Here is a 26760-nt window from a genome sequence, read left to right as displayed (position 1 = left end):
TCCCTGGAGGGTGTTCGCTGGAGACATGACAGCGACAGTCTCCATCGGGGAGTTCGCCAGGCTGACCTATCTCAGCGTGAAAACGCTGCGGTACTACCACGAGGTCGAACTACTCGAACCCGTCGCGATCGACGCCGGATCCGGGTATCGGCGCTATGGGATCGATCAGGTCGGGCAGGCACATCTGATCCGGCGACTGCGCGGGCTCGATATGCCGCTGCCGGAGATCAAGGCGGTGTTGGCCGCATCGGATACCGAATCCCGCGATGCGGCATTGCGCGCGCACCTCGGACGGATGGAAGCGGAATTGCAGCGCACGCAGTCGGTGGTGGCATCGCTGCGGTCACTGCTGACACCGGCCGCGCCGATCGCCGTCGAATACCGCTCGATCCCGGCCTTCCCGGCGCTCGCGCGGGTCGATTCGGTCACCAGGGACGCGATCGGAGACTGGTGCGCGGCCGCGTATCCGCTACTGCACGAGACGTTGGCCGCCGCGAATATCGCGCCGACCGGTGTCGACGGCGCCACCTATTCGATGGAATTCTTCGAGAACGACGCGGGTGAGGTCGCTGCCTTCGTCCCGATCCCGCCGGACGCCCGAATCGCACTGCCGGACGAACTCTCGATCATCGAACTGCCCGCACGCCGCTTCGCGATCGCCGTGCACTCGGGCCCCTTCGACGATTTCGACCGCACCTACGGTGCCCTGGGCAGCCACGTCGCCGAATACGACATCGCGCTGGCCGAACCCGTCCGGGAGCTGTATGTCCTGGGCCCCGGTGAAATCGACGACCCGACCGCCTATCGCACCGAAGTCTGCTGGCCCATTAGGTCGGCTCTGAAAGAGGGAGAATCTCAATGACACTCACGATCGGACACGTCACCTTCGACTGTGCCGACGCCGCCGCACTTGCCGGTTTCTGGTCCGAGCTATTGGATCGGCCGCTGGACGCGGACGCGAGTGCGCAGTTCGCCACCGTCGGGATGGCCGAAGGGACTTCGCCGGTGCTGATGTTCATCCAGGTGCCGGATAAGACGCCCGGCAAGAATGTGATCCACCTGGACCTGAAGGCCGAAGACTGGCGCGAGCAGATCGATCGTGCGATCAGCCTGGGGGCCGAGCAGATCGGCGACTTCGACGAGTACGGCACGCAGTGGGTGACGCTGGCCGACCCGGAGGGCAACCTCTTCGATATCGCGGCCAGCTGATCGAAAAAGCCCGGCACGCATGACGTGCCGGGCTTCTGGGCTATCTCAGGAGAGTTCGCGCTGCAGGTTCCCCAGCACCTCGGCCTGAATCTTCTTCAGCCCCAACGGCGCGAAGATGCCCTCGAAGATGCCAGCGACACCGCCCGCGCCCTTCCACGAGGTGCGCAACGTGACCTGCGAACCCGAACCCTCCGGCGTCACGGTCCAGGTGTTCACCAACGTCGAATTCGAATCCCGTTCGGTCACAATGGAATCCGAGACCGAGACGACCGCATGGACATTGCGCGAACGCTTCTCGGTGGCCTGCAGGGTCCATTCGGCGACGGTGCCCGCACCCTTGCCACCCTCCAGCACCTTGTAGTCGCGGTAATGCGCGGAGAGGATGCGCGGACGCACCGTCTCGTAATCCGCGATGGCCTCGAGTGTGCGCTGCGGATCCGCCGCGACGGCGATCGAACTGCTGGCGCTGACCTGTCCCACAATGAGCTCCTTGTCCGGCTGCGTCTTCTTCTGGTCGCTCCGCAGGCTCCGCTCCCCGCGGTTGTCCCCTATCCTGCCCTGTCCGCGGCGCTTCGTGACGTTCAGGTCGGTCTGCGCCGCGCGATGTTGATCACCACCCGCCGAACGGTCCACACTGTTAGGCTTCTCGATCAGATTGCGCCGGAGGGGATCCATGCAATACATCGTGCGAAGCGGGTACTCGAAACCGCCCGGATCACCGCCGCACTGACACGGCGGGCCCTGGGTATTCCCGATGCAACAGATGCGTGACATTTATCCCTCGTCGGTGAGCTCGCAGTGCTTGTGTTACCGGTGCGTACTAGCGTCGAGGAGTGGCAGTGAGTCTGTTGGGTAAGGCCGGACACGCATCGGCCGCACACGAATCAGGGTTCGCCGCGCATCGAGCGGGCGTGGACCGGCTGTTGGCGAGTTATCGCGCGATCCCCATCGACGCCAACGTCCGACTGGCCAAGAAGACCTCGAATCTGTTCCGGGCCAGGGCCAAGAGCACCGCCCCCGGCCTGGACGTCTCCGGACTGGCCAAGGTCATCGCGGTGGACGCCGACGCGAAGACCGCGGACGTGGCCGGGATGACCACCTACGAGGATCTGGTCGCCGCCACCCTGCCCTACGGGCTGGCACCGCTGGTGGTGCCGCAACTCAAGACGATCACCCTCGGCGGCGCGGTCACCGGCCTCGGCATCGAGTCGACCTCGTTCCGCAACGGCCTGCCGCACGAGTCGGTACTGGAGATGGACGTGCTGACCGGCACAGGCGAGATCATCACCGCGACACCGGATGGCGAGCACGCGGATCTGTTCCACGGCTTCCCCAACTCCTACGGCACCCTCGGATATTCGGTCCGTCTGAAGATCGAACTGGAGACCGTACAGCCCTACGTCGCGCTACGGCACGTCCGCTGCCATGACCTGCGCGAGTTGGAGTCCACCCTCGCCCAGATCGTCACCGATAAGACCTACGACGGTGAACGCGTCGATTACCTCGACGGCGTGGTCTTCACCACCGACGAGAGCTACCTGACGCTGGGCCGCCAGACCGATGAGCCGGGCCCGGTCAGCGACTACACCGATATGGACATCTACTACCGGTCCATCCAGCACGACTCCGCACAACCCAAACGCGACCGGCTCACCATCCACGACTATCTCTGGCGCTGGGACACCGACTGGTTCTGGTGCTCGCGCGCCTTCGGCACCCAGAACCCGAAGATCCGCCGATTCTGGCCGAAGCGCTACCGGCGCAGCAGCTTCTACTGGAAGCTCATCGGGCTGGATCACAAGTACCACATCGGCGACAAGCTCGAGGCCCGCCAGGGCAATCTGCCGCGCGAGCGGGTGGTGCAGGACATCGAGGTGCCGGTCGAGCGCACCGCCGATTTCGTCGAATGGTTTCTGCGCGAAATTCCGATCGAACCGATCTGGCTGTGCCCGCTGCGCCTGCGCGGGAACGGCGAACCAACCTCGGGACGCCCGTGGCCGCTGTATCCGTTGCAGCCGAACCGGACCTACGTCAATGTCGGGTTCTGGTCCGCGGTGCCGACCGTCGCCGGTCAGCAGGAGGGTAAGGCCAACCGCGCCATCGAGCAGACGGTCACCGAGTTCGACGGACATAAGTCCCTGTACTCGGATTCGTATTACGGCAAAGATGAATTCGCGGCCCTCTACGGCGGCGAGACCTACACCGAATTGAAGAAGCGCTACGACCCGGACCAGCGACTGCTGGATCTGTATTCGAAGGCGGTGCAACGCAAATGACTACATTCAAGGACCGTTCCGATGTCTTCGCGGACCTCGGGACAAAACTCAGCATTGCCGAGATCTTCGAGACCCTGATCGACGGCGATGTCCCGATTCGGCTGACCGCCTACGACGGCAGTACGACCGGGCCCGAGGATTCGACATTCAGCCTGGAAATCAAGACCCCGCGCGGCATCAACTATCTGGCGACCGCACCCGGTGACCTCGGCATGGCCCGCGCCTACATCGCCGGTGATATGACCGCCACCGGCATCCATCCCGGCGATCCATACGACATCCTGAAGGCGATGGACGGGTTGAAGTTCCGTCGTCCGTCGGCGCTTGCGCTGGTCACCATTGCCCGCTCGCTCGGCTGGGAGCGGCTCAAGCCGATCGCGCCGCCGCCGCAGGAGACGCTGCCGCGCTGGCGTCGGATTGCGCTGGAGGGCCTGCGGCACTCCAAGACCCGCGACGCCGAGGCCATCCACCACCACTACGACGTCTCGAACACCTTCTACGAATACGTCCTCGGCCCCTCGATGACCTACACCTGCGCGGTCTACGGGGATGAGAACTGGACGCTGGAGCAGGCCCAGGAGAACAAGTACCGCCTGGTCTTCGACAAGCTGCGGCTGAAGGAAGGCGACCGCCTGCTCGATATCGGCTGCGGCTGGGGCGGTATGGTGCGCTACGCGGCCAAGCGCGGCGTCAAGGTCATCGGCGCGACACTATCCGCGGAACAGGCGGAATGGGCGCAGCAGAAGATCGCCGAACAGGGGCTCTCCGATCTCGCCGAGGTGCGGCACTCCGATTACCGCGATATCCCCGAGGCCGGCTTCGACGCCGTCTCCTCGATCGGGTTGACCGAGCACATCGGTGTGCACAACTACCCGTTCTACTTCGAGTACATCAAGAGCAAGTTGCGCGATGGCGGCCTGTTCCTGAACCACTCCATCACCAGGCCGGACAACACCCGGACCACCAAGGCCGGTGACTTCATCGACCGCTACGTCTTCCCGGACGGCGAGCTGATCGGCTCGGGCCGGATCATCTCCGAGATCCAGAATGTCGGCCTCGAGGTGCAACACGAGGAGAACCTGCGCGAGCACTACGCGCTCACCCTGCACGAATGGTGTAAGAACCTGGTCGCCAACTGGGACGCCTGCGTCGAAGAGGTCGGCGCGGGCACCGCGAAGGTATGGGGCCTGTACATGGCCGGTTGCCGACTCGGCTTCCAGCGCAACGTGGTTCAGCTGCACCAGGTGCTCGGCGTCAAGCTCGGCCCGAACGGCGAATCCGGTCTGCCGCTGCGCCCCTGGTGGCAGCCGTAACCATCAGCTGAGACTGCCCGTCCTAGCCCAGGAGTTCATCCAGGAACAGGGCGGGCAGTGTCGTATCTCCTGGTTGACCCGGCGTCGAGCGCATTTCGGTGCGCAGCACCCGCAAGATGGCGAGTACGCCGGGGCCCGCGTCCAAAAGCGGCATGGTCCAGCCGTGTTCGGCGCAGGTGGCTGCCGCGGGCAGCAGTAGCCCGGTGGCCTCGCCGACCCAACCGGAGGCCGCCAGACATTCGGCGAGCAGCAGTGCGGTATCCAATTCCGCACGGGGACGGTGCTGTTCGACCATCCGGCCGTGCAGTGCGCGGGCCCGGCGCACCGCGCGATCATCGGAACGCAGCTGACGTTCGGACAGCAGCGCCCGGATGGCGGCGATCTCCTCCGCCTCCGCGGTCAGCGCCGCCGCGCCCGTCATCCGATGTGCCTGGTGGATGGTGCCGGAGATATCCGACTCGTATCCGGTCTCGGCGTCGGCGACCCGCCGGGCGGCGGTATCGGTCAGCAGTCCGAGGCGCAGCCGCTCGGCGCGGATATGCGCGGCGAGCCGAATCAGCCGGTTATCGCTGGCGATTCGATCGCCCTCGTCGAGCCGTGCGGCGGCCGTGTAGAGATCGCCGAGCGCGGCCTTGACCCGGGCGCCGATCACGAAGGTGGAGATCTGGAAGTCGACCGGACCGATCCGGGTAACCAACTCGTGGCTGTCATCGAGCAGCCGATCGGCGGTATCCAGCTCGCCTCGGCGGTAATTCATCTCACCGAGCAGCGCGGCGGCCACCCGCACCGCATGTGAGCGCGGCCCCGACTCCTCCCGCGCGGTCTCCCATGCCTGCTGGAAACAGCTGGTGGCGGTGGCGATATCGAGTTGTTCATAGGCCGCGGCGCCCTGACCGCACAGGCCGAATACCGCGCCGAGCGGATCCTTGGATCGGGCGTGATACGGCGCCGCCCATTCCTGGACTTCGCGCGCGCCGTCGAAATCGAAGTCGCACAGTCGCACGAACGAGGTCAGATTCGCCGCGGTCGACACGGTCCACGCGGGTAGTTCGTCGGGCTTCTCCAGGCAGTCGGCCACCCGGTCCAGCACGCCTTCGGTGTGATCGCGTGCGATCTGATCCGAGGCGGCCAGCACGGCGGCCTCACAGCGCTGCCGGACGATATCGGCGTCGGTCGCGGACCCGCGCGACAGCACATTCGACAATCGGCTCAAAGCCGTCCGAGCCGCACTGGACTGCTGCAGATTCACATTCGCCCTGGCCACCGCCATCAGCAGTTTGGATCGCGAAGCCACCTGCTGGACCGGCAGTTTCGATACCGTCCCGAGCAGCGTCGCGAGCCGGGACTTGTCGATGAGGTCCATCCCGCCGCTCTCGAGCAGGTCGAGGGCCATCTTCAGATCTGTAGCCGCCAATGCATGATCGACCGACTTGCGCAATAGCTGATGTTCGGCGTACCAGCGCGATGCCTTGCGGTGCAACGCCTTCAGCTTGCTCGGATCGGAACGCTCCAACCGCGCCCGCAGATGTTCGGCGAACAGCGGCTGCATCCGGAACCACTCGGGATCGTGGGCAATGCGCCGCACGAACAACTCTCGCTGTTCGGCCTGCTCCAAGAGCTGTTCGCCGTCCGGATCCTCCGACAGCGCCGAGGCCAGCGAACCGGAGACTCGTTCGGTGATCGAGATCGAGGTCAGGAAGTCGAGCATCCTGGGTTCGAGGGCGTCCAGGACATTTTCGGCGAGGTACTCGCGGATGCCGTGACTGCCCTCGGCGAGATTGGCGATCAACCGATCCGGATCGACATTGCCGCGCAATGACAAACTCACCAGTTGGATGGCGGCGGGCCAGCCGTCGGTGGCCGCATGGATCTCCTCCACCTGGTTATCGGTGAGCGCGAAACCGTTGCGCCGCACCAGAATATCGTTGGTCTCCGCCGAGGTCAGGCGCAATGCCGATGAGCCGATTTCGACCAGTTCGTCGTGCACCCGCATCCGGCTGGTCGGCAGGCCCGACTGTTCCCGGCTGGTCACCACGAAGCGCAGATGGTGACATCCGTTCTCCAGCAACGCATCCATCGCCCGATGCGCGCCAGCATCGCTGACCCGATGCCAGTCCTCCACGATCACCACGACGGTGGTGCCGCTGGCGTGGATCTCGTCGATCAGGCTGGAGATGACGTAGGCGCCCGCGTCGGCAGGCCGTTCCTCGAGCACCTGGTCCAAACCCACGCCGATATCCGGCCGAACCCGGCGGATCGCCTGGACCAGGTGGGCAAGGAACCAGATCTCGTTATCGTCGTCCTGATCGATGCCGAGCCAGGCCACCGGCACCCCGCCATCGGTCAGCTCGGAGCGCCATTGCGCGGCCACCGTGCTCTTACCGAATCCGGCCGGTGCGTGGATCACCGCGAGCCGGCGGCGGCCACCGGCGCGCAGCGTATCCAGCAGGCGCGGGCGCGGCACCGGATCGCGCGCCGGGGTAGGCGGGCGGAATTTCGTCGCCGCCGTCGGCGGCAGTGTCAGCGCGACCGAGCTCGAGTTGGCCGGATGCTGCGATACCGCGGGACGCAACGTCAACGGCCACGTGCGGCGTGCGGTCACCGCGGGTCGCGTCGACGTCGTTTCGGCCACGCTCGCGTGGTCGGGCTCATCCGGTACCACCGAGGTATCCAGCAGCGCCATCTCATCGGGCATCTGATCGTGTGCGCGCTGCACCGTGCGCAGCAACTCACCGAACTCGGCTGCCGAGGCGGGCCGCTTACTCGGGTCGGTGTCCATCGCATGCTGGATGGCCTCGGCGACATCGTCGGGGATGTCATCGCCGTGCAGATCCGGCACCGGCTGGGTGGTGATCCGCAGGAATTGCGCGACCACCTTCTCCCCCGAATGCCGTTCGAAGGCGGCATGTCCGGTCACCAATGCGAACAGCGTCGACCCGAGCCCGTACACATCGGAGGCGACAGTCGGCTCATCGCCCTTGAGCACCTCGGGCGCGGTGAAGGCGGGCGAGCCGGTGATCAACCTGCTGGAGGTGCGGAAACCACCCGAGATCCTGGCGATACCGAAATCGGTCAGCTGCGGTTCGCCGTAGGCGCTGAGCAGCACGTTAGCCGGCTTGACGTCTCGGTGCAGGATCTGGGCACGATGCGCGCTCTCGATCGCGCCCGCCAGCTTCACCCCGGCACGCAGGGAATCCGCCCAGGTGAGCGGGCCCTGTTCGCGAATGAGCTGTTCGAGCGAACCGCGTGTGCAATAGGGCATCACGATGAACGGCTGGCCGGTCGGGGTGACATCGACCTGCAGAATGTCGACGATATTCGGATGGCCCGAGAGCCGACCCATCGCCTGCTCCTCGCGCAGGAATCGTTCGCGGCTCTGGGCGTCGATCTCCGAGGACAGCACCTTGACCGCAACCACCCGGTTCAGTGCGTATTGGACACAGCGATACACCACCCCGAACCCACCACGGCCGATCTCGACGGCACCCGACAGACCCATCGCTTCCAGCTCGTCGACGATCTCGATGGGCGCATGTCGCTGGGTATCCGATTCAGCCGGAGCCGAGTCGGGGCTTGCCTTGCCCGAACGCATCTGTGGACTCATGTGACCACCTCGAACTCATATCGAATCGGCGTCACCGGCGATCAAGAACCACACGGACATCGGACATCGCGAAACGATCTCGCGATGTCCGATATGTCTGCGCATACTCCAACGTAGCGCGGTATCAACCCCAGTGGGTGGCCTTTCGGAACAGCGCGGTTCCCACCGCTCAGCGTTCGGCGGCAGGCCGCGTCGCCGGATCGTAGAGAAACGAGATCCGCTCCATGACGTTCTTGCGCTGCGTGTTCTGGAAGGCGGCGATCAACCAGCGGCCGTCTTGGCGGACGATGGTGTAGGTCTGCGTTTTCGACAGATCTGCTGGCTGATCCGGTTCGTCCCGGTAGGTGTCGCCACGACTGGTGACGACGGCGGTATCGGTGCCGTAGAACCGGATGCTCAGGATGGAGTCTTCGAGTTTTGTGCCCTTCTTGAAGCCGTTGAACAGGGCGCGGTGGCCGTCGACGATATCGGTGCGGCCCTGGTAGTAGGTGCCGACGAAACTGGTGTAGGTGGCGTCCTCGGTGAACAGGGCACCGTAGGCGTCGGCGTCGCCGCGGCCCCAAGCGCCGGTGAGTTCGTCGAGGAGAGTGCAGATTTCCTGAACCGATTGCGGCGAGGGGGCGGCGCCGGAGGGGCTGACGGTGGCGCAGGCGGTGGCGCCGAGATTGTGCACGTCGGAGGTCTGGTCCAGCCAGAGGTAGCCGCCCGCGGCGGCGACGCCGAGGGTGATGGCGGAGGCCGCGAGAACGCGGGAGACGATGCGGCGACGCTGGCGCGGCTTGGGCTCGGAGGTTTCGGTGGTCTCGGCTTCGATGGTCTGGGCTTCGGCGTTCATGGTGGGTCCTTCGGGCGGAAGCGGGGGGAGAGTTCAGCGTTCGACGGATGGGCGGGCGGCGGGGGTGGACAGGTAGGTGATGCGCTCCATGAGCTTGTTGCGCTTGGTGTTCTGGAAGGCGGCGATCAGCCAGCGGCCGTCGCGGCGGACCAGGGTGTAGGTCTGGGTCTTGGTGAGCTGATCGGCGCGCTTGGGCTTGCCCTTGTAGGTATCGCCATGGCTGTTGACCACGGCGGCGTCCGGCCCGTAGAAGCGGATGTCGACGATGTCGTCGGCCAGCCGAGTGCCCTTCAAGACGCTGCCGAACAGGGCGCGGTGCGAGGCGACGATATCGGCCCGACCGCGGTAGAGGGTGCCGAGAAAGCTTGTGTAGGTGGCGTCTTCGGTGAAGACCGCGCCATAGGCGTCGGCGTCTGCGCGTCCCCACGCCTCGATCAATTCCGCGAGCACGCCCTGGATGGCCCGGGTGTCGGAGTAGGTGTCGTTGCTGCCCATGATGGTCCTCCGTGTTAGATTTCTTCTTGTAAGAGCTTTCTTTGTTGAGGAAGTCTCTTCGTTAAAGAAGAGATTAGAAGATGGAGGTATCCGTGTCAACACCACCGATGCGCCCCGATGCGAGCGAGGTCTACCGGCGCTATTTGAGCGCGGTCATGCTGCACGGGCAGGCCGGCGCCCGGGCCGTCGACCTGGGCGCGACGGACCTCTACGCGCTGAACATCCTGGAACTCAACGGCGCCATGACCCCCGGCGAACTCGGCACCCGCAGCGGCCTGACCACCGGCCCGACCACTCGTCTGATCGATCGTCTGGAGGACGCGGGCTATGTGCGCCGCGTACCGGTCCCCGGCGATCGTCGCAAGATCATCGTCGAATTGATCGACAAGCCAGCCGATCTCGATGAAATCCTGGCTCCCGCGCGCCGCCGCATCGGCGAAATCATCGGCGGCTATTCGGCCGAACAACGCGAGGTGCTGTTCGACTACTTCACCCGCGCCGCCGACGCGTACTACCAGGCCGCCGAGGATCTGCGTCCGAGCTGAACGACGAACTCCTACCGCAGGGCCAGCGCCACGATCTGGGTGACCTGCTTATCGGAGAAGTTGTTGTCGCTGACCAGGATCAGGGTTCGCTCGCCCGACGGCAGGCGCGGCCCCCAGGTCATACCCTCGATATTGTCGATGGGGTCGAGGCCGAGATCGGCGAGATCGACCAGCAGGCGCTTGGCGACCGGACGGGCACTGCCGAGCGCAGCGTCGAGGATATTGGTCGCGCCGCTGGTGTCGGCCTCGTAGATCCGGATCCTATTGCCGACGCCGAGGACGAAAGAGCGTTCCAGGACCAGGAATTTCGTCGGATCGAGCGGGTCGGCGGCCAGGATCGAGGCAATACCGTTCATACCCTGGCCCGGATCGGGACGCGACTCCGCGAAGACCGGCTCCATCGGGTAGGCGTACTGAGCCAGCAGCGGACCGAAACGCGCCTGAACCGTAATCCGTGAGGTGGCACCGGTTTTCACGGTGGCGACGGGACCGTCCTGCAGTAGCGGGCCCTCGACGGATGTCACGAACAGTGCGCCGCCCGCCGCGAAGGTCGCGCCTTCCAGCGCGAGATTCTGGCGCGGACCGGTGGTCGGGCGCATCCGCTCGTTCTCCGGGATCGGGAGTTCAGCGGCGAAAGTTCCGTCCGGATGGGCGATTCGGACCGAAGGATCGGCGAGCACGGTATCGGTGCGCTCACCCTCCTGGGTCCAGTAGTAGTCACCGGTCCACGGGTCGACTCGAATCTCCTCGGGATCCAAGGACTTCGGCGCGTACAGCGAGCCGTCCGGGGTGCGCAGCGGGTGAGTTCCGGTGAACGTCACCGGACCGACGCCGCCGTCGTCCACACCGAATCGCGCGGTGTAGCAGCGCGCCGGATCACGCTCTGACCTGTCATCGCTGATCAGCACGTATTCGCCGGTACCCGGCTGGAAGTCGATACCGGACAGGCCACCGACAGTGGTGCCTCGGAAGTCGGCGTCGAACGGAATGATCTGCTGGCCGAGCAGGTGCACCGGGGCCGCATCGGACGCGACCGGTTCGGACGCGACCGGCTGGGGCGCGGCGGTGGCGACCGGGGCGACGGCCCACGCGACCGCGACCGTCGCTACGAGCAGGGATCGGCTACCTCTGACCACAATCGACAACGGTATCGGCCGGGTCGATCACGCAGGTTAACGGCATCCGAAATCGATGCCCGAAACGGCGAAAGCCCGCCACCGCGAAAGGCGGTGGCGGGCTGACCGTTTCGAGCGACCTGCAAGCAGTCGCCACGGACCTGTTTCGATGCCGCGAGCCTACTTACGCAGCGAGGCCGGAACCTCGAAACGCTCGCCGTAGGTCTTGGCGAGGTAGTCGGCACGCTCGACGAAGGCCGCCTGGCCACCCGGGTAACCGACGATGAACTGGTGCACACCACCGGTCCAGGCCGGGAAACCGATGCCGAAGATCGAGCCGATGTTGGCGTCGGCGGTGGTGATCAGCACACCCTCGTCGAAGCACTTCTGGGTCTCGATCGCCTCGATGAACAGCATGCGGTCGATCAGATCCTGCAGCGGCACACCGAAACCGGCGGTGCTCTCGAAGTGCTCGCGCAGACCCGCCCACAGGCCGAGGCGCTTGCCGTCCTCGTCGTACTCGTAGAAGCCGGCCTTGCCCAAGCGACCCGGACGACCCTGCTCGACCAGGTAGTTGATGACGTCCTGCGCCGGGTGGCGCTTGACGCCCAGGGTGGCGTCGCCCTGCTGTGCGGCCTCGAGGGTCTCCTTGGCGATCTTCTGCATCAGCGTCAGGTTCAGCTCGTCCGACAGCTGCAACGGCGCGGCCGGGTAGCCCGCCTGCAGACCCGCCTGCTCGATGGTCGCGGGCTCGATGCCCTCGTTGAGCATGGCGATCGCCTCGTTGACGAAGGTGCCGATCACGCGCGAGGTGAAGAAGCCACGGCTGTCGTTGACGACGATCGGGGTCTTCTTGATCGCGAGGGTGTAGTCGAACACCCGAGCCAGCGCCTCATCGGAGGTCTTCTCACCCTTGATGATCTCCACCAGCGGCATCTTGTCGACCGGCGAGAAGAAGTGGATGCCGATGAAGTCTTCCTGGCGCTTCACGCCGGTCGCGAGACCGGTGATCGGCAGGGTGGAGGTGTTCGAGCCGAGCAGCGCGTCCGCGTCGACGATGTCCTCGATCTCCTGGAACACCTTGTGCTTGAGCTCGGTGTTCTCGAAGACGGCCTCGATGACGAAGTCGACACCGGCGAAGTCGGCCGGATCCGCGGACGGCTTGATCCGGTCCAGCAGCGCCTTGGACTTCTCCTCGGTGGTCTTGCCGCGGGAGAGGGCCTTGGCCTCGATCTTCTCGGAGTAGTTCTTGCCGCGCTCGGCCGCCTCGATGGTGACGTCCTTCAGCACGACCTCGTAGCCCGCCTTGGCCGAGACGTAGGCGATGCCCGCGCCCATCATGCCCGCGCCGAGCACGCCGACCTTGCGGATCTCCTTCTTCGGGACATCCTTGGGCCGCGAACCACCGTTGTTGATCGACTGCAGGTCGAAGAAGAACGCCTGGATCATGTTCTTCGCGACCGGGCCGGTCAGCAGCGAGACGAAGTAGCGCGACTCGATCAGCGACGCGTTGTCGATATCGACCTGCGAACCCTCGACCGCGGCCGCCATGATGGCGCGCGGTGCGGGCATGTTGGTGCCCTTGAGCTGCTTACGCAGGTTGGCCGGGAACGCGGGCAGGTTCGCCGCGAAGGCCGGGGTGGACGGTGTGCCGCCCGGAATCTTGAAGCCCTTCTTGTCCCAGGGCTGCACGCCGCCCTCGGGGTTGGCCTTGATCCACGCCTTGGCGGCGGGCACCAGCTCCTCGATCGAGCCGACGACCTCGTTGATCAGGCCGATCTCCTTGGCCTTACCCGGGCGGTACTTGTTGCCCTGCAACAGGACCTGCATGAGCGCGCCCTGCAGACCGAGCATGCGCACGGTGCGGGTGACACCGCCACCGGCGGGCAGCAGGCCGAGGCTCACCTCGGGCAGGCCGAGTTGCACACCCGGCACGTCCGCGGCGATGCGGTAGTGGGTCGCCAGGGTGATCTCCAGGCCGCCACCCAGGGCAGCGCCGTTGATCGCGGATACGACCGGTTTGCCGAGGGTCTCCAGCCGACGCAGCGCCGACTTGATGGTGCCGAGCTCCGCCATGAGGGCCTGGCCGTCTTCCGGACCGACCTTCATCATGTTCTTCAGGTCGCCGCCTGCGAAGAAGGTCTTCTTCGCCGAGGTCAGCACCACACCGGTGATGGTGTCCTTCTCGGCCTCGAGCCGGTCGACGGTGGCGGTCATCGACGTCTTGTACAGCTCGTTCATCGTGTTGGCGCCCTGGTTCGGGTCGTCCATCGTCAAAACGACGATGCCGTCCGAATCCTGCTCCCAACCGATCATGTTGGTCTCGCTCACAGCTCTGTGTCTCCTTGAATTCTGTGCTGTCGGTTGGGGTTAGACGCGCTCGATGATGGTCGCGACGCCCATGCCGCCGCCGATGCACAGGGTGATCAGCGCGTAGCGGCCGTTGCGGCGCTCCAGCTCGTCGACCATGGTGCCGGTGATCATCGCGCCGGTGGCGCCGAGCGGGTGGCCCATCGCGATGGCACCGCCGTTGACGTTCAGCTTCTCGTCCGGGATCTGCAGGTCCTTCTGGAACTTCAGCACCACGGAGGCGAACGCCTCGTTGATCTCGAACAGGTCGATGTCATCGGTCGACAGACCGGCCTTGGCCAGCGCCTTGTGCGCGGCCGGAGTCGGGCCGGTGAGCATGATGGTGGAGTCGGCGCCGCTGGTGGCGGTGGCGACGATACGCGCACGGGGGGTCAGGCCCGAGGCCTTGCCCGCCTCTTCCGTTCCGACCAGCACCAGCGCGGCACCGTCGACGATGCCCGAGCTGTTGCCGCCGTGGTGGACGTGGTTGATCTTCTCGACGAAGTGGTACTTCTGCAGCGCGACCGCGTCGAAGCCGCCCATCTCACCGACCACGGCGAAGGACGGGTTCAGCTTGGCCAGATCCTCGGCGGTGGTGCCAGCGCGACGGTGCTCGTCGTTGTCGAGCACGATGATGCCGTTCTGGTCCTTGACCGGGACGACGGACTTGGTGAAGTAGCCGCCGGTCCACGCCTTGTCGGCGAGGTCCTGCGAGCGCACCGCGTAGGCGTCGACATCATCGCGGCTGAAGCCCTCGATGGTGGCGATCAGGTCGGCCGAAACACCCTGCGGCACAAAGTAGGTGTCGTAGTTGGTGGCCGGGTCCAGTGCCCAAGCGCCGCCGTCGGAACCCATCGGCACGCGGGACATGGACTCCACGCCACCGGCGATGACCAGGTCGTCGAAGCCCGAGCGGACCTTCTGCGCGGCCAGGTTCACGGCCTCCAGGCCGGAGGCGCAGAAGCGGTTGAGCTGGAAGCCGCCGACGGTATCCGGCAGACCGGCCACGGTGGCCGCGGTGCGGGCGATATCCATGCCCTGGTCGCCGACCGGGGTGACGACGCCGAGGATGATGTCGGAGATCCGGTCCTCGTCGAGGTTGGGGAAGCGAACGCGCAGCTCCTGGATCAGACCAACAGTCAGATCGATCGGCTTCACCGAATGCAGCGAACCGTTCTTCTTGCCGCGGCCACGTGGAGTGCGGATGGCCTCGTAAATGTAGGCCTCTGTGGTCATATCGGAGTGTTTCCTTCCTTAGGGTGCGGCGGGGCGAACATTCGTCCATCCACGCTCTATGCGGCGTCCGAACGTCATCCGTTCGAGCGCGTTGTGCAGCGACACCACGTTTGCGGCGTGGCCGCGGGGGACCTCGCCGACCGGGCCGGAACCCGATCGTCCTAACGCTGTACAAAAGCCGACATGCAGCGGTGATCACGAGTCCTACCGCCCAGTAGCCCTGGGCATACGATAGAACGTCGCGACACCGGAGCTCGCGGCCACCCGTTCATACTACCGTCGCGTGCGAACTCCGGTTAACTTAACGTCCTCGGAGCGAGGGTTGTCAACCATCCAGCCTTGTGGCACCCAGCTCACTTTTCAGCAACTCCAAGGCGACCTCATCCGGGTCGCGGCGATCCCCCGGCGCCACCGGTGTCTGGGATTCGGCCAGCATCTCCTGCTCCTCTTCCGGAGTGGAGGGCGGTGGGACACCGTCGGTCGGTGCGTAATCCATCGGACCCGGATCATCCGGTAGATCGGGGAAGTCGGGCGGCGGAATATCGTCGTCGCCGCGGAACTGCCGCGCTTCGCCGCCCGGCGCGGGTCGCTGACCACTACCCGTCGCGGTATCGGTAGCCGCGGCCCTGGCCTGACTCGGCCGCGAGAAACGCGGCGGCGCAGGTGCCTCCGAACCCTGTGCGGCCGCATTCCCGGATTCCCGTCCCGGCGCATTCCCGCCCTGCTGCCCGGTCTGGCCGCGCCCCCGGCTCGCCTGCTGCGGTGCGGCGGCCGGCCGAGGCGCGCCGCCACCGGCCTCCCAGCGCACCGGGTGATCACTGCCGAGCACGGCCCGCACCGCAGACCGCACCGCTTCCACATTCCGCGGATCCGACAGCCGCTGCGCCAACGGCGCGTGCTGATGCGCGAAAACGATCGCATCCCCGTCGATCCGCGCCACCGAGGCCCCCGACAACAACGCCTGCACGGTAGGCCCGAACTCCCGAACCTTCGCCCGAATATCCCCCCAGGCCCCCTCCACCGCCCGCAACAGATCCGCATCCGCACCGCCTTGCGGCGCCATTTCCGCCTGCCCCCCACCCTGCTGGGCCGCATCCGCCTGCGCGCCACCCTGCTGGGCCGCATCCGCCTGCGCGCCACCCTGCTGGGCCGCATCCGCCTGCGCCCCACCCGGCTCCACCGCATCCGCCTGCGCCCCACGCTGCTGGCCCGCATCCGGCCGCGCGCCACCCTGCTGGGCCCCAGCACCAGCCCCGGCTGTCGGTTCATCCACTGGTGACGGCACACCGACCCCGGCCGATGCCACATCCACGTTGCCGGGCTCGGACGACGACTGAGCCGAGATCGGCTGCGCAGCATCGGAATTCGATGCCGCCGCAGCCGGGAAAGCGCCCGTGTCCCCGGCTGGATCCCGGCCCACCAGTGGCGTTGATCCGGAAATATGAGGTGCCGATTCGGGTTCCGATGGCACCGGGGGAACCCCCGCCTGCCGACCGGCGATGGCCTCGGGCTCATCCGGCCCCGACTCCGAACCGCCTGGTACGAAAGCGAATCCTGGCCCAGCTTGAGCCGCATCGCCTTCGGGCGCGACCTGCACAACGGGAGCACTCTGCCCAACCGGGCCACTCTGCTCGGCAGCCGCATTCTCCGCAGTTCGGATGCCGCCCTCAGCAGCTACGTTCTGCCCCGCGGTCGGACCTTGCCCAGCCTCGACCGTCTCCGATCCGACGGCGTCGCGCCGCCCGCCGACCGAACCCTCGGTGGCGACACCGGACCGGGCAGCCGCTTGTTGTTCGGCTGCCACCGCCCGCTCCGCGGGCAGGCTATGCCCAGGGGCAGCACTCAACGTAGCGGTCACGTTCGACGCGGGAACAGCACTCTGCGCGGGAGCGCCCTGACGGCTCGCATCCTTTTCGCGACGTGCGGCGGCGAGGAGTTCCGCCCCGCGGCGGCGTGCGGGCTCGTTCGCGGCGCGGGGCGGGGCCGACTGGGTTGGGGGTGCGGGCGGGGCCGGGGCGGGCGATGCGTCGGCGGGCGGGGCGGGGACGGCGCTGGCCGGGGGGATCGCGCCGGTTGCGATGCCGCGTTCGAGGCGCTCGAGGCGTTGCAGGGTGGCCGATTCGGCGTCGGAGACCGATGGCAGCAGCATGCGGGCGCAGACGATTTCGAGCAGCAGGCGCGGAGCGGTGGCGCCGCGCATTTCGCCGAGGCCCTCGTGCAGGAGTTCGGCGTGGCGGGCCAGGGTGGCCGGGCCGGTGCGTTCGGCCTGTTCGCGCATGCGGTCCAGGACGTCGCCGGGGCCGGAGACCAGGCCGCGGTCGGCGGCGTCGGGGACGGCCTGCAACAGGATGAGGTCGCGCAGGCGCTCGAGCAGGTCGACGGCGAAGCGGCGTGGGTCGTGGCCCGCCTCCATGACGCGGTCGATGGTGCCGAAGAGGGCGGCGCCATCACTGGCGGCGAGTGCGTCGATCGCATCGTCGATCAGCGCGACGTCGGTGACACCGAGCAGGGATACGGCCCGCGAATAGGTGACACCCTCGGGGCCCGCCCCCGCGAGCAGCTGGTCGAGCACACTGAGGCTGTCGCGCGGCGACCCACCGCCCGCGCGAATCACCAACGGGTACACCGCTTCCTCGACCGGCACGTGCTCTTGCTCGCAGATCTTCCCGAGGAGTCCGCGCATAGTCGCCGGCGGCAGCAAACGGAACGGGTAGTGGTGAGTACGCGAGCGGATGGTCGGCAGCACCTTGTCCGGCTCGGTGGTGGCGAAGATGAAGATCAGATGGGCCGGCGGTTCCTCGACGATCTTGAGCAACGCGTTGAAGCCCGCGGTGGTGACCATATGCGCCTCGTCGACGATGAACACCCGATAGCGCGACTCCGCGGGCGCATAGAAGGCCCGATCACGCAGTTCGCGCGTGTCGTCCACACCGCCGTGACTCGCCGCGTCCAGCTCGATCACATCGAGATTGCCCGGACCACCGGGACCCAGCGCCACACAGGACGGGCAGACGCCGCACGGTGTCGAGGTCGGGCCCTGCACACAGTTCAACGAGCGCGCGAGGATGCGCGCCGAGGAGGTCTTGCCACAGCCCCGAGGACCGGAGAACAGGTAGGCATGACTGATGCGACCAGTGTCGAGCGCGGTACTCAGCGGGTCGGTGACGTGCTCCTGACCCACCACTTCAGCGAACGTTGCCGGTCGGTACTTCCGGTACAGAGCCACGGCCAGAGGTTACCGGCGCCCACCGACAATGCCCATTCCCACCGCCCGACAGGCCGGGCGCGGCGTACCGCCGGGCGTTTCGGGTCAAATATGTGACGCAGATCACAAGATGCTCAAACCTTTGTTAGCCCCCACTGATCAGCGGTGAAGGCGGCAATGCCGGAGCAATCGAAGATCAAGAACGGACGAACAGGGAAATTAGGCGCCCGTCCAGTGCGCTTTGCGCCGATTAGTTGAACCTACGCCCTGGTTCGGGGCCGATTTGCGGAGATAACGAATCCGTCAACCAGGGTGACATCGGCGCAATTGTCTGGCTACCGTGGTTAGCGGCAACTTCGGTAGCCAAACCTTCATCAGGTTGGTCGCCCCGGCCGGTCCCTCATCCCGACCGGGGCACAACCTAACTTCCCTAAGCTCCGGCGCTTTCCGCCGAACTCACACCGCTCCCACCGGAGGAAATTTCCACCGTGCCGTCGCGTGACGACATCGCCGCCGCCTGGCTTTCGAGCACCGACTTCGCCGACGACCATGCTGCCGTCGACCTGCTCAGTCGTGCGATCAGCCCGCAGGACTTCGCGATCAAGCGCGATTCGCTACCGGTGGCCGCCGCCGCCGATCCCTCGACCGCCGCGGCCATCCTCGAACTACTGGAGCGCGGCCAGGTGCCCACCATGGCGGCGATCCGGACCCTCACGGCCCAGAACGAGATGCGCCGCGAGGCCGAGCGCATCGAACGCCTCGGCCGCCGGGCCCAGCGCAGCATCGACGACTTCGGGCGGGTGCTGGCCCGCCTGGCCGAGGACTATTGGCTCGCGCACGGCACCGGCCCCACCCGCCGCGACGTGCTGCAGTCCGAACCGGTGATGGCGCTCATCCGAGACCGGATCGGCGATATCGCGCCGACCGCGGTGAAACACCTCTGGTTGATCGAACGCGCGCAGCGGGCCGGCTGGATCGCCTCCAATGCCAACCCCGGATCCCTGTGTGCCGCACGGCGTTTCCATTCCGCAAAATACGGCAACCGGGTCTCGCTGCGGCCGGTCAATACGATCGGCACGATCGTCGCGAGCTACCTCAACGACCACCTGAGCGAGCACGACAGCCCGCCGCGCTGGTCCACCCTCGCCCACGACCTGCGCGACGATCGCGGCCGCCGGCTCTTCCACGACACCGCCGACGCGCGCATCCAGCAGCGGTGGCTCACCACTGCCGAATGGATGGCCGTACCAGAGGACCTTCCGATGCCCGGACGTCGTGGCCTGCGCGCCTTGGCGAAGAAGTCGCGGCGCTGAACTGTCTGGGCCGATACCCCTAGCGGTGCTCAGGGCTGCTGTGAGCATTCGGTAATTTCTTCGCAACGCATGAACGCGTGGAAGGAGTTACCCCGTGTCCTCAACCATCGATCCCGCGGCCACCGCCTGGCTGCTCATCAGCACCGCCCTGGTGCTGCTGATGACGCCTGCCCTGGCCATTTTCTATGGCGGGATGGTGCGCTCGACCGGCGTACTCAACATGCTGATGATGAACTTCATCGCGATCCCACTGGTCACCGTGGTCTGGCTGCTGGCCGGTTACAGCCTCGCGTTCAGCGAAGATGCGGGCGGTGGGCTGATCGGCAATCTCGACCACTTCGGGATGGCGGGCATCGACCCGAATTCCGTGCACGGCACGATTCCGGAACTGCTGTTCGCCACCTTCCAGCTGACCTTCGCGATCCTGACCGCGGCACTGGTCAGCGGCGCGATTGCGGACCGCGCGAAGTTCTCCGGCTGGATGGCCTTCGTCCCGTTGTGGGCGCTGGCGGTCTACGTGCCGATCGCGCACTGGGTGTGGGGTCCGGACGGCTGGCTGGCCTCCTTCGGCGCGCTCGACTACGCGGGCGGCATGGTCGTCGAGATCGCGTCCGGCGCGTCCGCGCTGGCGCTGGCCATCGTGCTCGGCCCGCGCATCGGCTTCAAGACCGATGCGATGCGCCCACACAATCTGCCGTTCGTGCTGCTCGGCGCGGGTCTGCTGTGGTTCGGCTGGTTCGGTTTCAATGCCGGGTCGGCGCTGTCCGCGAATGGCCTTGCGGCGGCGGTGTTCCTGAACACATTGGCGGCTGGCTGTCTGGGCATGCTCGGCTGGCTCGCGGTCGAGCAAATCCGCGACGGTCGCCCGACCACCTTCGGTGCGGCCTCCGGCGTGGTTGCCGGACTGGTCGCGATCACGCCTTCCTGCGGTTCGGTGAATACGCTCGGCGCGCTCGTCGTCGGCCTCACGGCCGGTGTGGTGTGTTCGTTCGCGGTGGGCTGGAAATTCAAGGCGGGCTATGACGATTCGCTCGACGTGGTCGGCGTGCACTTCATCGGCGGCATTGTCGGCACGCTGCTGATCGGCCTGTTGGCCAATCAGGTGATGACCGGTGGCGTCGAGGGGCTGTTCTACGGCGGCGGGCTCGCGCAGCTGGGTAAGCAGCTGGTCGGCGTGCTGGTGGTCGCGGCCTATGCGTTCAGCGTCACCTTCGTACTCGGCAAAGGCATCGACCGGTTCCTCGGATTCCGGGTCAGCAAAGAAGACGAGACCGCGGGCATCGACTTCGCACTGCATGCCGAGACCGCGTATGCCGAAGGCGTGCACGGACATTCGCCGCGGCGCTCCGGCGAGGGTCACTTCGGACAGCCACACGGCAACGATCACTGATACGAAACACCACCGGGCAGCGCACCTTCGGATTCGATCACCACACGGAAGCGGTTGCTACGCGATTTCGTCCGAGGGTGCCAGCCAGGTGTTGCACTGGAAGGTCCGGTCGTACTTGGTGCCCTGAACGAACCAGTTCCCGGCGTTCTGCCCGGTGCCATGATCACGGGCGTCACCCTGCTTGTCGCCGCGCCCGTACGTGTCCTGCGTGGCGCGAGCGGCCTGCGCATCGGTAAAGGCGCCATCGTAGGTCGACGTGCCGACATACATTCCGGAGAAGCACTGCGCCTGCAGCTCGTGGCGGCGTGACAACTCCAGTCCCTTTGCGCTTCGGGTGCCCGCGGCGTTGCGTTCGGTATTCATCTGCTGGGTCATCCCGGAGATCGCCTGCACGTGATGGCCGTACTCGTGTGCGAAAACCGCCAGGTAGATCACCACATCATTGCCGTACCTCTCGACCTGGATGTGGTCGAGCGGCATGTAGATCGTATGGTTCGCCGAACAGTAGAACGCCGCGTAGCTGCCACCGTTCGAGGTGCACGGCGACTGCTCGTCCTCCGCTCGGGCGGGCGCTCGAACATTCGGGCTGGAGAACGGCAGATTCGACCCCTGCAGGGCGGGCCGCCACTTCTTGTCCAGACAAGCCGCGGCGGCCTCGAAGAACCGTTGGGCCACGTCGGCCGTCGCGGACCAGGACGGATAACCGCACTCGACGTTGATCAGCCCGTTCTCGGTGTCGCTGAACAGCGGATTATCTCCGAGCTTGGCGACCGGTTGCGGCCCAGCGGGTTTCGTCGTGGTCGGCGCGGCGGCGCGAGTCGTGGTCTCCGCCGCGGCGCGCGAGGTCGGGCTGGGCGATGAAGTCGTCGCCGAGGTCGGTGGAGTGTAGGTGTAGCTCGGCGTCGGCGGGGTGTAAGCCGACGGGCGGTGCCGGTTCTTCGCGTTGTCAGCCGAAATCGCTGATGAGACGAACAGTCCGACAACCACGACGATGACCGTCAGTACACCGAGCAGTGCACTGAGCCCCGCACCCGAACTCCGCCGCCGCGGTGGGTACGGATGCGGCGGATACCCCGGCCGCTGGTACGGCATCGGCGGACCGTACGGCGCCGCGTTCGGTGGGCGATAGCCGGGCGGATAACCCGGTGACGGGCCATATCCCGGCTGATAACCCGGCTGCGGTTGGTACTCGGGCGGCGGTTGGTACCCCGGTACAGGTTGATATGCGGGTACAGGTTGATACGCGGGCTGCGGAGATCCGGGCGGCTGAGATCCGGGCGGCTGAGATCCGGGCGGCGGACCATAGCCGTACGGCGGCTGCGTCATCTACTCACGCCACCGAACTTGCCACCGCGGTGAACGTATTGCACTGTGCCGCACGGTCTTTGTCCACCCCGATCTCGAACCACGTCCCACCGTTCGCCGCGGTCCCGTGATCACGCATATCGCCGCGCTGATCGCCGCGACCGTGCGCGTCCCGGCGAGCGAGGGTGATCTGTGCCGATGTCAGCGAACCGCCATTGGCCGAAGTGCCGAGGTACATTCCGTCGAAGCAGTTGGCCTGCAGCTCGATTCGGCGCGACAACTCCAGCCCCTTCTCGCTGCGCACACCCGCGTCGACCCGATCACTGTTGGCCTTGCGCAGGATTCCGGCCATCGCCTGAACGTGATGTCCGTACTCGTGGGCGAAGACGGACAGGTAGACGATCCAGTTGTCCTTGAACAGATCGGTCTGCAGCTGGCTGATCGGCATGTAGATGGTCTTGTTCGCCGGGCAGTAGAACGCGGCGAAATTACTCGTCGAGCCGGTGCACGGCGTGGTGATGCCGTCGGTGTTCGCGCTGACATTCAGCGTCGGCGACTGAAACGGCAGATTCTTCTGCGCCAGAACGGGTTTCCACGCCGACTCCAGGCAGCCCGCGGCGGTTTCGAAGAACTTGCGCGCGGTCTCCACCTGCGTACTCCATGGCGCATACGAGCATTTCGCCGGAATCAAGGTGGTGTTGGGATCGGTCAGCAGCGGATTGGTTCCGGTCTCCGATACCCCGCCGCTGGAATCCGGGGTGTAGGTCATGCTCGGGCCGGGACCCGACGCGGCGCTGCTGAGTTTGCCGTGCGAGACCGCATTGCGCACCAGGCCGCCCGCCACCACGAAGACGACGATCAACAGCAGTGCCACCCAGCCGCCGCCGCGCTTGCGCCGCTGGGGTGGGCGTCCCGGCGGGCCGTAGGGCGTCGGCGGCGGCATCGGCGCACGCTGCCCGTATCCGGGCGCCGGATTACCGTGCTGCTGGCCATATCCCGGCGGCGGACCATAACCCGGCTGCTGGCCGTACCCGGGCGGATACCCCGGCTGCTGGCCGTATCCGGGCTGCTGGCCGTAACCCGGCTGACCGGGCGCGGGACGATAGCCCGGCTGCCCATATGGCGAACCCTGCCCTGGACGCGGCGGACCCGGTTGCCCACCAGGCGGAATCGGTCCATAGCCGTACGGTGGTTGTGTCACTCCCCCGTACCCCCTCGTCTCATGATCGCCCGACAGCCGCTGACGAAGGATAGCAACTTGTCTAGAGTAGGCAGCCATGCTGACTTTTCGGGGGGGCGCCGCGAGCGCGCTGCTTCTCGCCACTGCGGGAATGCTCGCCGCCGCACCGGTTGCCCACACGGAGCCCGCAACCGATGGCGTGAATATCGTCGCCGATCTGAAGCTGAGCCGGGAAGGCGTCCTCGAGGTCACCGAGAAGGTCGTTGTGCCCGCCACCGGCGAGTTCAAAATGACGCTGCCGCTACGCCTGAAGGTTGGCCAGGACGTGGAGCGCGTCTTCAAGGTCACCGATGTCGATACCATGGGGCCGGGCACCGCGACGGTCGCGAACGATCTGTTCACCATCGATGCCAAACCGGGCGAATCGACCTTCACCTACGCAATCCACAACACGGTCAGTGACGCGCCGGGCACCCAGGTCTTTCGCTGGCTCGGCACGATCAATGCCGATGTCGCCTCGATCGACGCCTCGCTGATCAGCCCGAGCTACGAAATGGGCGTGGTGGACTGCAAACTCGGCCCGCCGGGCAATCTGCGGCAGTGCTCGGATCTGCAGATCGAGGCGGACGGAGTGCTCTACTGGCAACAGAGCGACCTGCACAAGGGCGACAATATCGACCTGACCCTGCAACTGCCGCCCGGCACCGTCCCCACCAACGCCGATATTCGCGATAACACCGAAGCGGGTGCCTTCTCCTTCACGACTCCGGTGCTCGTCGCATTCGGTGCGCTGCTGCTCGCACTGGCCGGATTGGCGGCCTATGTGCTCCGGGCCCGACGGGAAAACGCCGCCGCCACAGCAGGATCCGAGACGATCGACCCACTGCTGCGCGACGGCAAACAGGTCCAATTCACCTCCCCCGACGGCATCTTGCCCGGCGAGGCGGGCGTATTGCTCGACGAACATGTCGACCCGGGCGATATCGCGGCGACGGTGATCGACCTCGCGGTGCGCCGGTACCTGTGGATCACACCCGTCAGCGATAGCGATTGGCGCATCGACCGGGTGAACGCACCAGATGGTCAACTACGCGATTACGAAAAGGCGGTCTACCGAGCGCTATTGCCGGACGGCACCGATTCGGTGACCGTTGGCGAGTTGCGTGCGCCGGGACGCGTGCAGGCCCAGCCGGTGCGCACCGCCATGCTCGCCGACGCGGTCGAGCGCGGCGCATTCATCGATCGCGCCCGCATCGGATTGCCGGTCCTCTTGGGTGGGGCACTGATCCTCGGCGGTATCGCCGCGACCATCGCCTTGGCGCTCACCTCGGGTAGCGCGCTGGTCGGCGTCGCCATCCTGCTCGCTGGTGTCGCGACCGTACTGCTCCCGCGATTCCTGCCGCTGCGCACGGCCCAGGGGCGCGAACTCGTCGGCCAGATCCGCGCACTGCAGCGCGGCCTCGACGCGACCAGCCGCGACCAGATCCCGCCCGCCGACCAGGAATTGGTCTTCTCCAGGGCGCTGCCGTTCATGGTGATCGGCGGCCGCGCCGACAACTGGATCCGCGCCTTCCGCGACCTGAACCCCGCCGCCGACTCCCAGCCCGGCCTCTACTGGTTCGGCAGCTTCGAACGCGACCGCAACCTCCAGCGCTTCGCGGGCCACTTCCCCTACTTCATCACCGCACTCGAAGGCCTGTTCGCAGGCAGCCGCGGCCACTGAGACCACCGCCCAACCGGTCGCTGATCCCCATCGAGGGTAGTCATATGGTCGCTGAATACACCGGCGGCCTCAGCCACCATATGACTACGCTCGACGAAAATCTCTGCAACGCAACAACGGTTGGTGCTCGCGTTGGAAAGGTGGGGAGAGAAGGACGGGTGCGGCATACGACGTGCCCAGTACTGCCAGGTAACCCCGGACGGCAGCCGATCCGGGACGGCCTTACGTGGCAGGACAACAGGACCCACCGCAGCCCGACGATCTCAACGCGGCGAACGGGCCCCGATCGCCAACATTGTCAGCTCCGTGGCTAGTCAGCGAGCACCGTGCGTCGGATCGCAGACAGCGGATCGGCGTAGAGGACGCTGAGCGAAGTAACCACGGCCGCGAATTCCTGGACCTTGCCGCCGAATCCGCTGATGCGGATATCCGTCGGCGGCAGCTGCGAGGACTGGGCGAAGGCACGGGCCACATGGGCGACCGCGGGCCGGTAGCCGGTGAAGGCTTGGCCGCCGAGGATCACGCGGTCCGGGTTGAGCATGTCACGGACCATCGCGACGGTGTGCCCGAGGATGGTCGCGCGCTCGGCCAGCAGTTCGCGCGCATCCGCAGCGCCCGATTCGGCGGCGCGGTACAGGTCGGCGATGGTCGTGCCGCCGGTGCCCTTGTGCGCCGGAATGATTCCGCGCCCAACGGCTCTGGCGTGCAGCGCCCGATCGCCGACGGTCACCTCGAGGCAGCCGCGTCGGCCGCAGGTGCATTCGACATCGGAGCCGGTCGGCAAGTGCGCTATCGAACCGGGACCGCTACTCGGGGTGTGCACGCGCCCGTCCAAAGTCACTGCGATACCGGCGGTTTCGCGGACGTAGAAGTAGAGGCTGCTGCCGGGGCCGCCGGTGCGCAGACCACTGCGATCGGCATCCTTCGGTTCGCCGGTCGGCAACAGCAGCTCCGACGCGGCCATGGCCTCGACGTGCGGCGCCACCGAGACCGGCAGCTCCAGCACCTCACCGAGCACCGAACCGACCTGCGCACCCTGCCAGGCCAGCTTGGGATGGTCGACGACACCGGTCAACGGATCGACCCGCCCACCGATCGCCACTCCGGCCCACAGCGGTTTGCGCCGATGCCAGCGCTGCAGGAAGGCCTTGGCGCTGCGTGCGACGGTCATGGGCGCGAAGTCCTGACCGGTCTGCGGGGTCGCGATCGCCAGGCCACCGAGAATGCGTCCGCGCAGGTCGGCGGCGACGATCTTGGTGACCGCGGCGCCGATATGGATGCCGAGGGTCAGATAGGCCTCGTGGTCGATTTCGAACGGAACCCGCGGACGTCCGACCGCACCCGACGCGGTCAGGTCGGGGCGCTCGCGCAGCAGACCGGCGGCCAATAGCGCCGATACCTGACGGTTGACCGTCGCGATGCTCAAACCCGTTGTGCGGGCGGCATTGTCGCGCGAGACCGGGCCGCCGGTCGCGGTGCGCAGTACGGCCGCGGCCGGATTGTCGGCGATGCGGAGTTCCGGCGCGATGACGGGGCGCTGAACACGGACACGACCGGTGACGACCCTGGAGGCGGATCGATCAAGGGTGGGGAGGGACATATGAAGATTCCTTGCTGAAGTCCCGTAACCACGGGACGTGCCTACACATGCGGCGGCTGGGCAGCGC

19 protein-coding genes are annotated in these 26760 nt (G+C 66.5%); 8 read left to right on the top strand and 11 right to left on the bottom strand.

Features of this window, described 5'->3' with window-relative positions:
- Positions 1–25: 25 nt before the first annotated feature.
- Together ACQP1G_RS01830 and ACQP1G_RS01825 are read left to right on the top strand one after the other, a co-directional pair.
- On the top strand, positions 26–862 hold the full coding sequence (locus ACQP1G_RS01830) for a MerR family transcriptional regulator (RefSeq protein ID WP_433197725.1): 837 nt from the start codon (positions 26–28) through the stop codon (positions 860–862).
- On the top strand, positions 859–1209 hold the full coding sequence (locus ACQP1G_RS01825) for a VOC family protein (protein WP_433197723.1): 351 nt from the start codon (positions 859–861) through the stop codon (positions 1207–1209). Before ACQP1G_RS01830 ends, ACQP1G_RS01825 begins: the two co-directional genes overlap by 4 nt.
- Before the next feature lie 45 nt (positions 1210–1254).
- Here ACQP1G_RS01825 and ACQP1G_RS01820 read toward each other — a convergent pair whose 3' ends face one another.
- A complete protein-coding gene (locus ACQP1G_RS01820) occupies positions 1255–1689 on the bottom strand; it encodes an SRPBCC family protein (RefSeq protein WP_433207995.1) in 435 nt (144 codons plus the stop codon).
- A gap of 359 nt (positions 1690–2048) precedes the next feature.
- Here ACQP1G_RS01820 and ACQP1G_RS01815 point away from each other — a divergent pair, with 359 nt between their 5' ends.
- Positions 2049–3485, top strand: coding sequence for an FAD-binding oxidoreductase (locus ACQP1G_RS01815; protein ID WP_433197721.1), 1437 nt, complete (start codon positions 2049–2051; stop codon positions 3483–3485).
- Entirely contained in the window at positions 3482–4798 is a 1317-nt protein-coding gene (locus ACQP1G_RS01810; RefSeq protein ID WP_433197719.1) for a class I SAM-dependent methyltransferase, read from the top strand. The genes ACQP1G_RS01815 and ACQP1G_RS01810 overlap by 4 nt, the downstream gene beginning before the upstream one ends.
- A gap of 22 nt (positions 4799–4820) precedes the next feature.
- Here the strand turns inward: ACQP1G_RS01810 and ACQP1G_RS01805 are convergent, their stop codons facing one another.
- The 3 genes from ACQP1G_RS01805 to ACQP1G_RS01795 form a co-directional block, all read right to left on the bottom strand.
- Positions 4821–8402, bottom strand: coding sequence for a protein kinase domain-containing protein (locus tag ACQP1G_RS01805; RefSeq protein WP_433197717.1), 3582 nt, complete (start codon positions 8400–8402; stop codon positions 4821–4823).
- Positions 8403–8571: 169 nt separating this feature from the next.
- Positions 8572–9237, bottom strand: a complete 666-nt coding sequence (locus tag ACQP1G_RS01800) for an SgcJ/EcaC family oxidoreductase (RefSeq protein WP_433197715.1) — start codon at positions 9235–9237, stop codon at positions 8572–8574.
- A gap of 33 nt (positions 9238–9270) precedes the next feature.
- Positions 9271–9732 (bottom strand): SgcJ/EcaC family oxidoreductase, encoded by a 462-nt coding sequence (locus ACQP1G_RS01795; RefSeq protein WP_433197713.1) that lies wholly within the window; start codon positions 9730–9732, stop codon positions 9271–9273.
- Between the two features lie 92 nt (positions 9733–9824).
- On the opposite strand from ACQP1G_RS01795, the gene ACQP1G_RS01790 reads away from it, so the two are divergent.
- A complete protein-coding gene (locus tag ACQP1G_RS01790; RefSeq protein WP_433197711.1) occupies positions 9825–10277 on the top strand; it encodes a MarR family winged helix-turn-helix transcriptional regulator in 453 nt (150 codons plus the stop codon).
- Between the two features lie 11 nt (positions 10278–10288).
- Here the strand turns inward: ACQP1G_RS01790 and ACQP1G_RS01785 are convergent, their stop codons facing one another.
- The 4 genes from ACQP1G_RS01785 to ACQP1G_RS01770 form a co-directional block, all read right to left on the bottom strand.
- A complete protein-coding gene (locus tag ACQP1G_RS01785; protein WP_433197709.1) occupies positions 10289–11413 on the bottom strand; it encodes an esterase-like activity of phytase family protein in 1125 nt (374 codons plus the stop codon).
- A 159-nt stretch (positions 11414–11572) separates the two neighbouring features.
- On the bottom strand, positions 11573–13723 hold the full coding sequence (locus ACQP1G_RS01780) for a 3-hydroxyacyl-CoA dehydrogenase NAD-binding domain-containing protein (RefSeq protein ID WP_433197707.1): 2151 nt from the start codon (positions 13721–13723) through the stop codon (positions 11573–11575).
- 39 nt (positions 13724–13762) lie between these two features.
- A complete protein-coding gene (locus tag ACQP1G_RS01775) occupies positions 13763–14977 on the bottom strand; it encodes an acetyl-CoA C-acetyltransferase (RefSeq protein WP_433197705.1) in 1215 nt (404 codons plus the stop codon).
- Between the two features lie 325 nt (positions 14978–15302).
- On the bottom strand, positions 15303–18203 hold the full coding sequence (locus ACQP1G_RS01770) for a DNA polymerase III subunit gamma and tau (protein ID WP_433197703.1): 2901 nt from the start codon (positions 18201–18203) through the stop codon (positions 15303–15305).
- Positions 18204–18670: 467 nt separating this feature from the next.
- On the opposite strand from ACQP1G_RS01770, the gene ACQP1G_RS01765 reads away from it, so the two are divergent.
- Together ACQP1G_RS01765 and ACQP1G_RS01760 are read left to right on the top strand one after the other, a co-directional pair.
- Complete coding sequence (locus tag ACQP1G_RS01765; RefSeq protein ID WP_433197701.1) at positions 18671–19495, top strand: hypothetical protein; 825 nt, start codon at positions 18671–18673, stop codon at positions 19493–19495.
- Positions 19496–19589: 94 nt separating this feature from the next.
- Positions 19590–20885 (top strand): ammonium transporter, encoded by a 1296-nt coding sequence (locus tag ACQP1G_RS01760; protein ID WP_433197699.1) that lies wholly within the window; start codon positions 19590–19592, stop codon positions 20883–20885.
- Between the two features lie 57 nt (positions 20886–20942).
- Here ACQP1G_RS01760 and ACQP1G_RS01755 read toward each other — a convergent pair whose 3' ends face one another.
- Together ACQP1G_RS01755 and ACQP1G_RS01750 are read right to left on the bottom strand one after the other, a co-directional pair.
- Entirely contained in the window at positions 20943–21977 is a 1035-nt protein-coding gene (locus ACQP1G_RS01755) for a neutral zinc metallopeptidase (protein ID WP_433197697.1), read from the bottom strand.
- Positions 21978–22215: 238 nt separating this feature from the next.
- On the bottom strand, positions 22216–23391 hold the full coding sequence (locus ACQP1G_RS01750) for a neutral zinc metallopeptidase (RefSeq protein ID WP_433197695.1): 1176 nt from the start codon (positions 23389–23391) through the stop codon (positions 22216–22218).
- Between the two features lie 76 nt (positions 23392–23467).
- Here ACQP1G_RS01750 and ACQP1G_RS01745 point away from each other — a divergent pair, with 76 nt between their 5' ends.
- Positions 23468–25093: a DUF2207 family protein gene (locus ACQP1G_RS01745; protein WP_433197693.1), complete on the top strand. Its 1626-nt coding sequence runs from the start codon at positions 23468–23470 to the stop codon at positions 25091–25093.
- 310 nt (positions 25094–25403) lie between these two features.
- Here ACQP1G_RS01745 and ACQP1G_RS01740 read toward each other — a convergent pair whose 3' ends face one another.
- Positions 25404–26693 carry an ROK family protein gene (locus tag ACQP1G_RS01740; RefSeq protein ID WP_433197691.1) on the bottom strand — a complete coding sequence of 430 codons (1290 nt, stop codon included), beginning with the start codon at positions 26691–26693 and terminating at the stop codon, positions 25404–25406.
- Positions 26694–26760: the final 67 nt, after the last annotated feature.

The sequence above is a fragment of the Nocardia sp. CA-107356 genome, from assembly GCF_050946365.1.
Classification (GTDB): Bacteria; Actinomycetota; Actinomycetes; order Mycobacteriales; family Mycobacteriaceae; genus Nocardia.
This window is presented reverse-complemented; position numbering and strand designations above follow the sequence as displayed.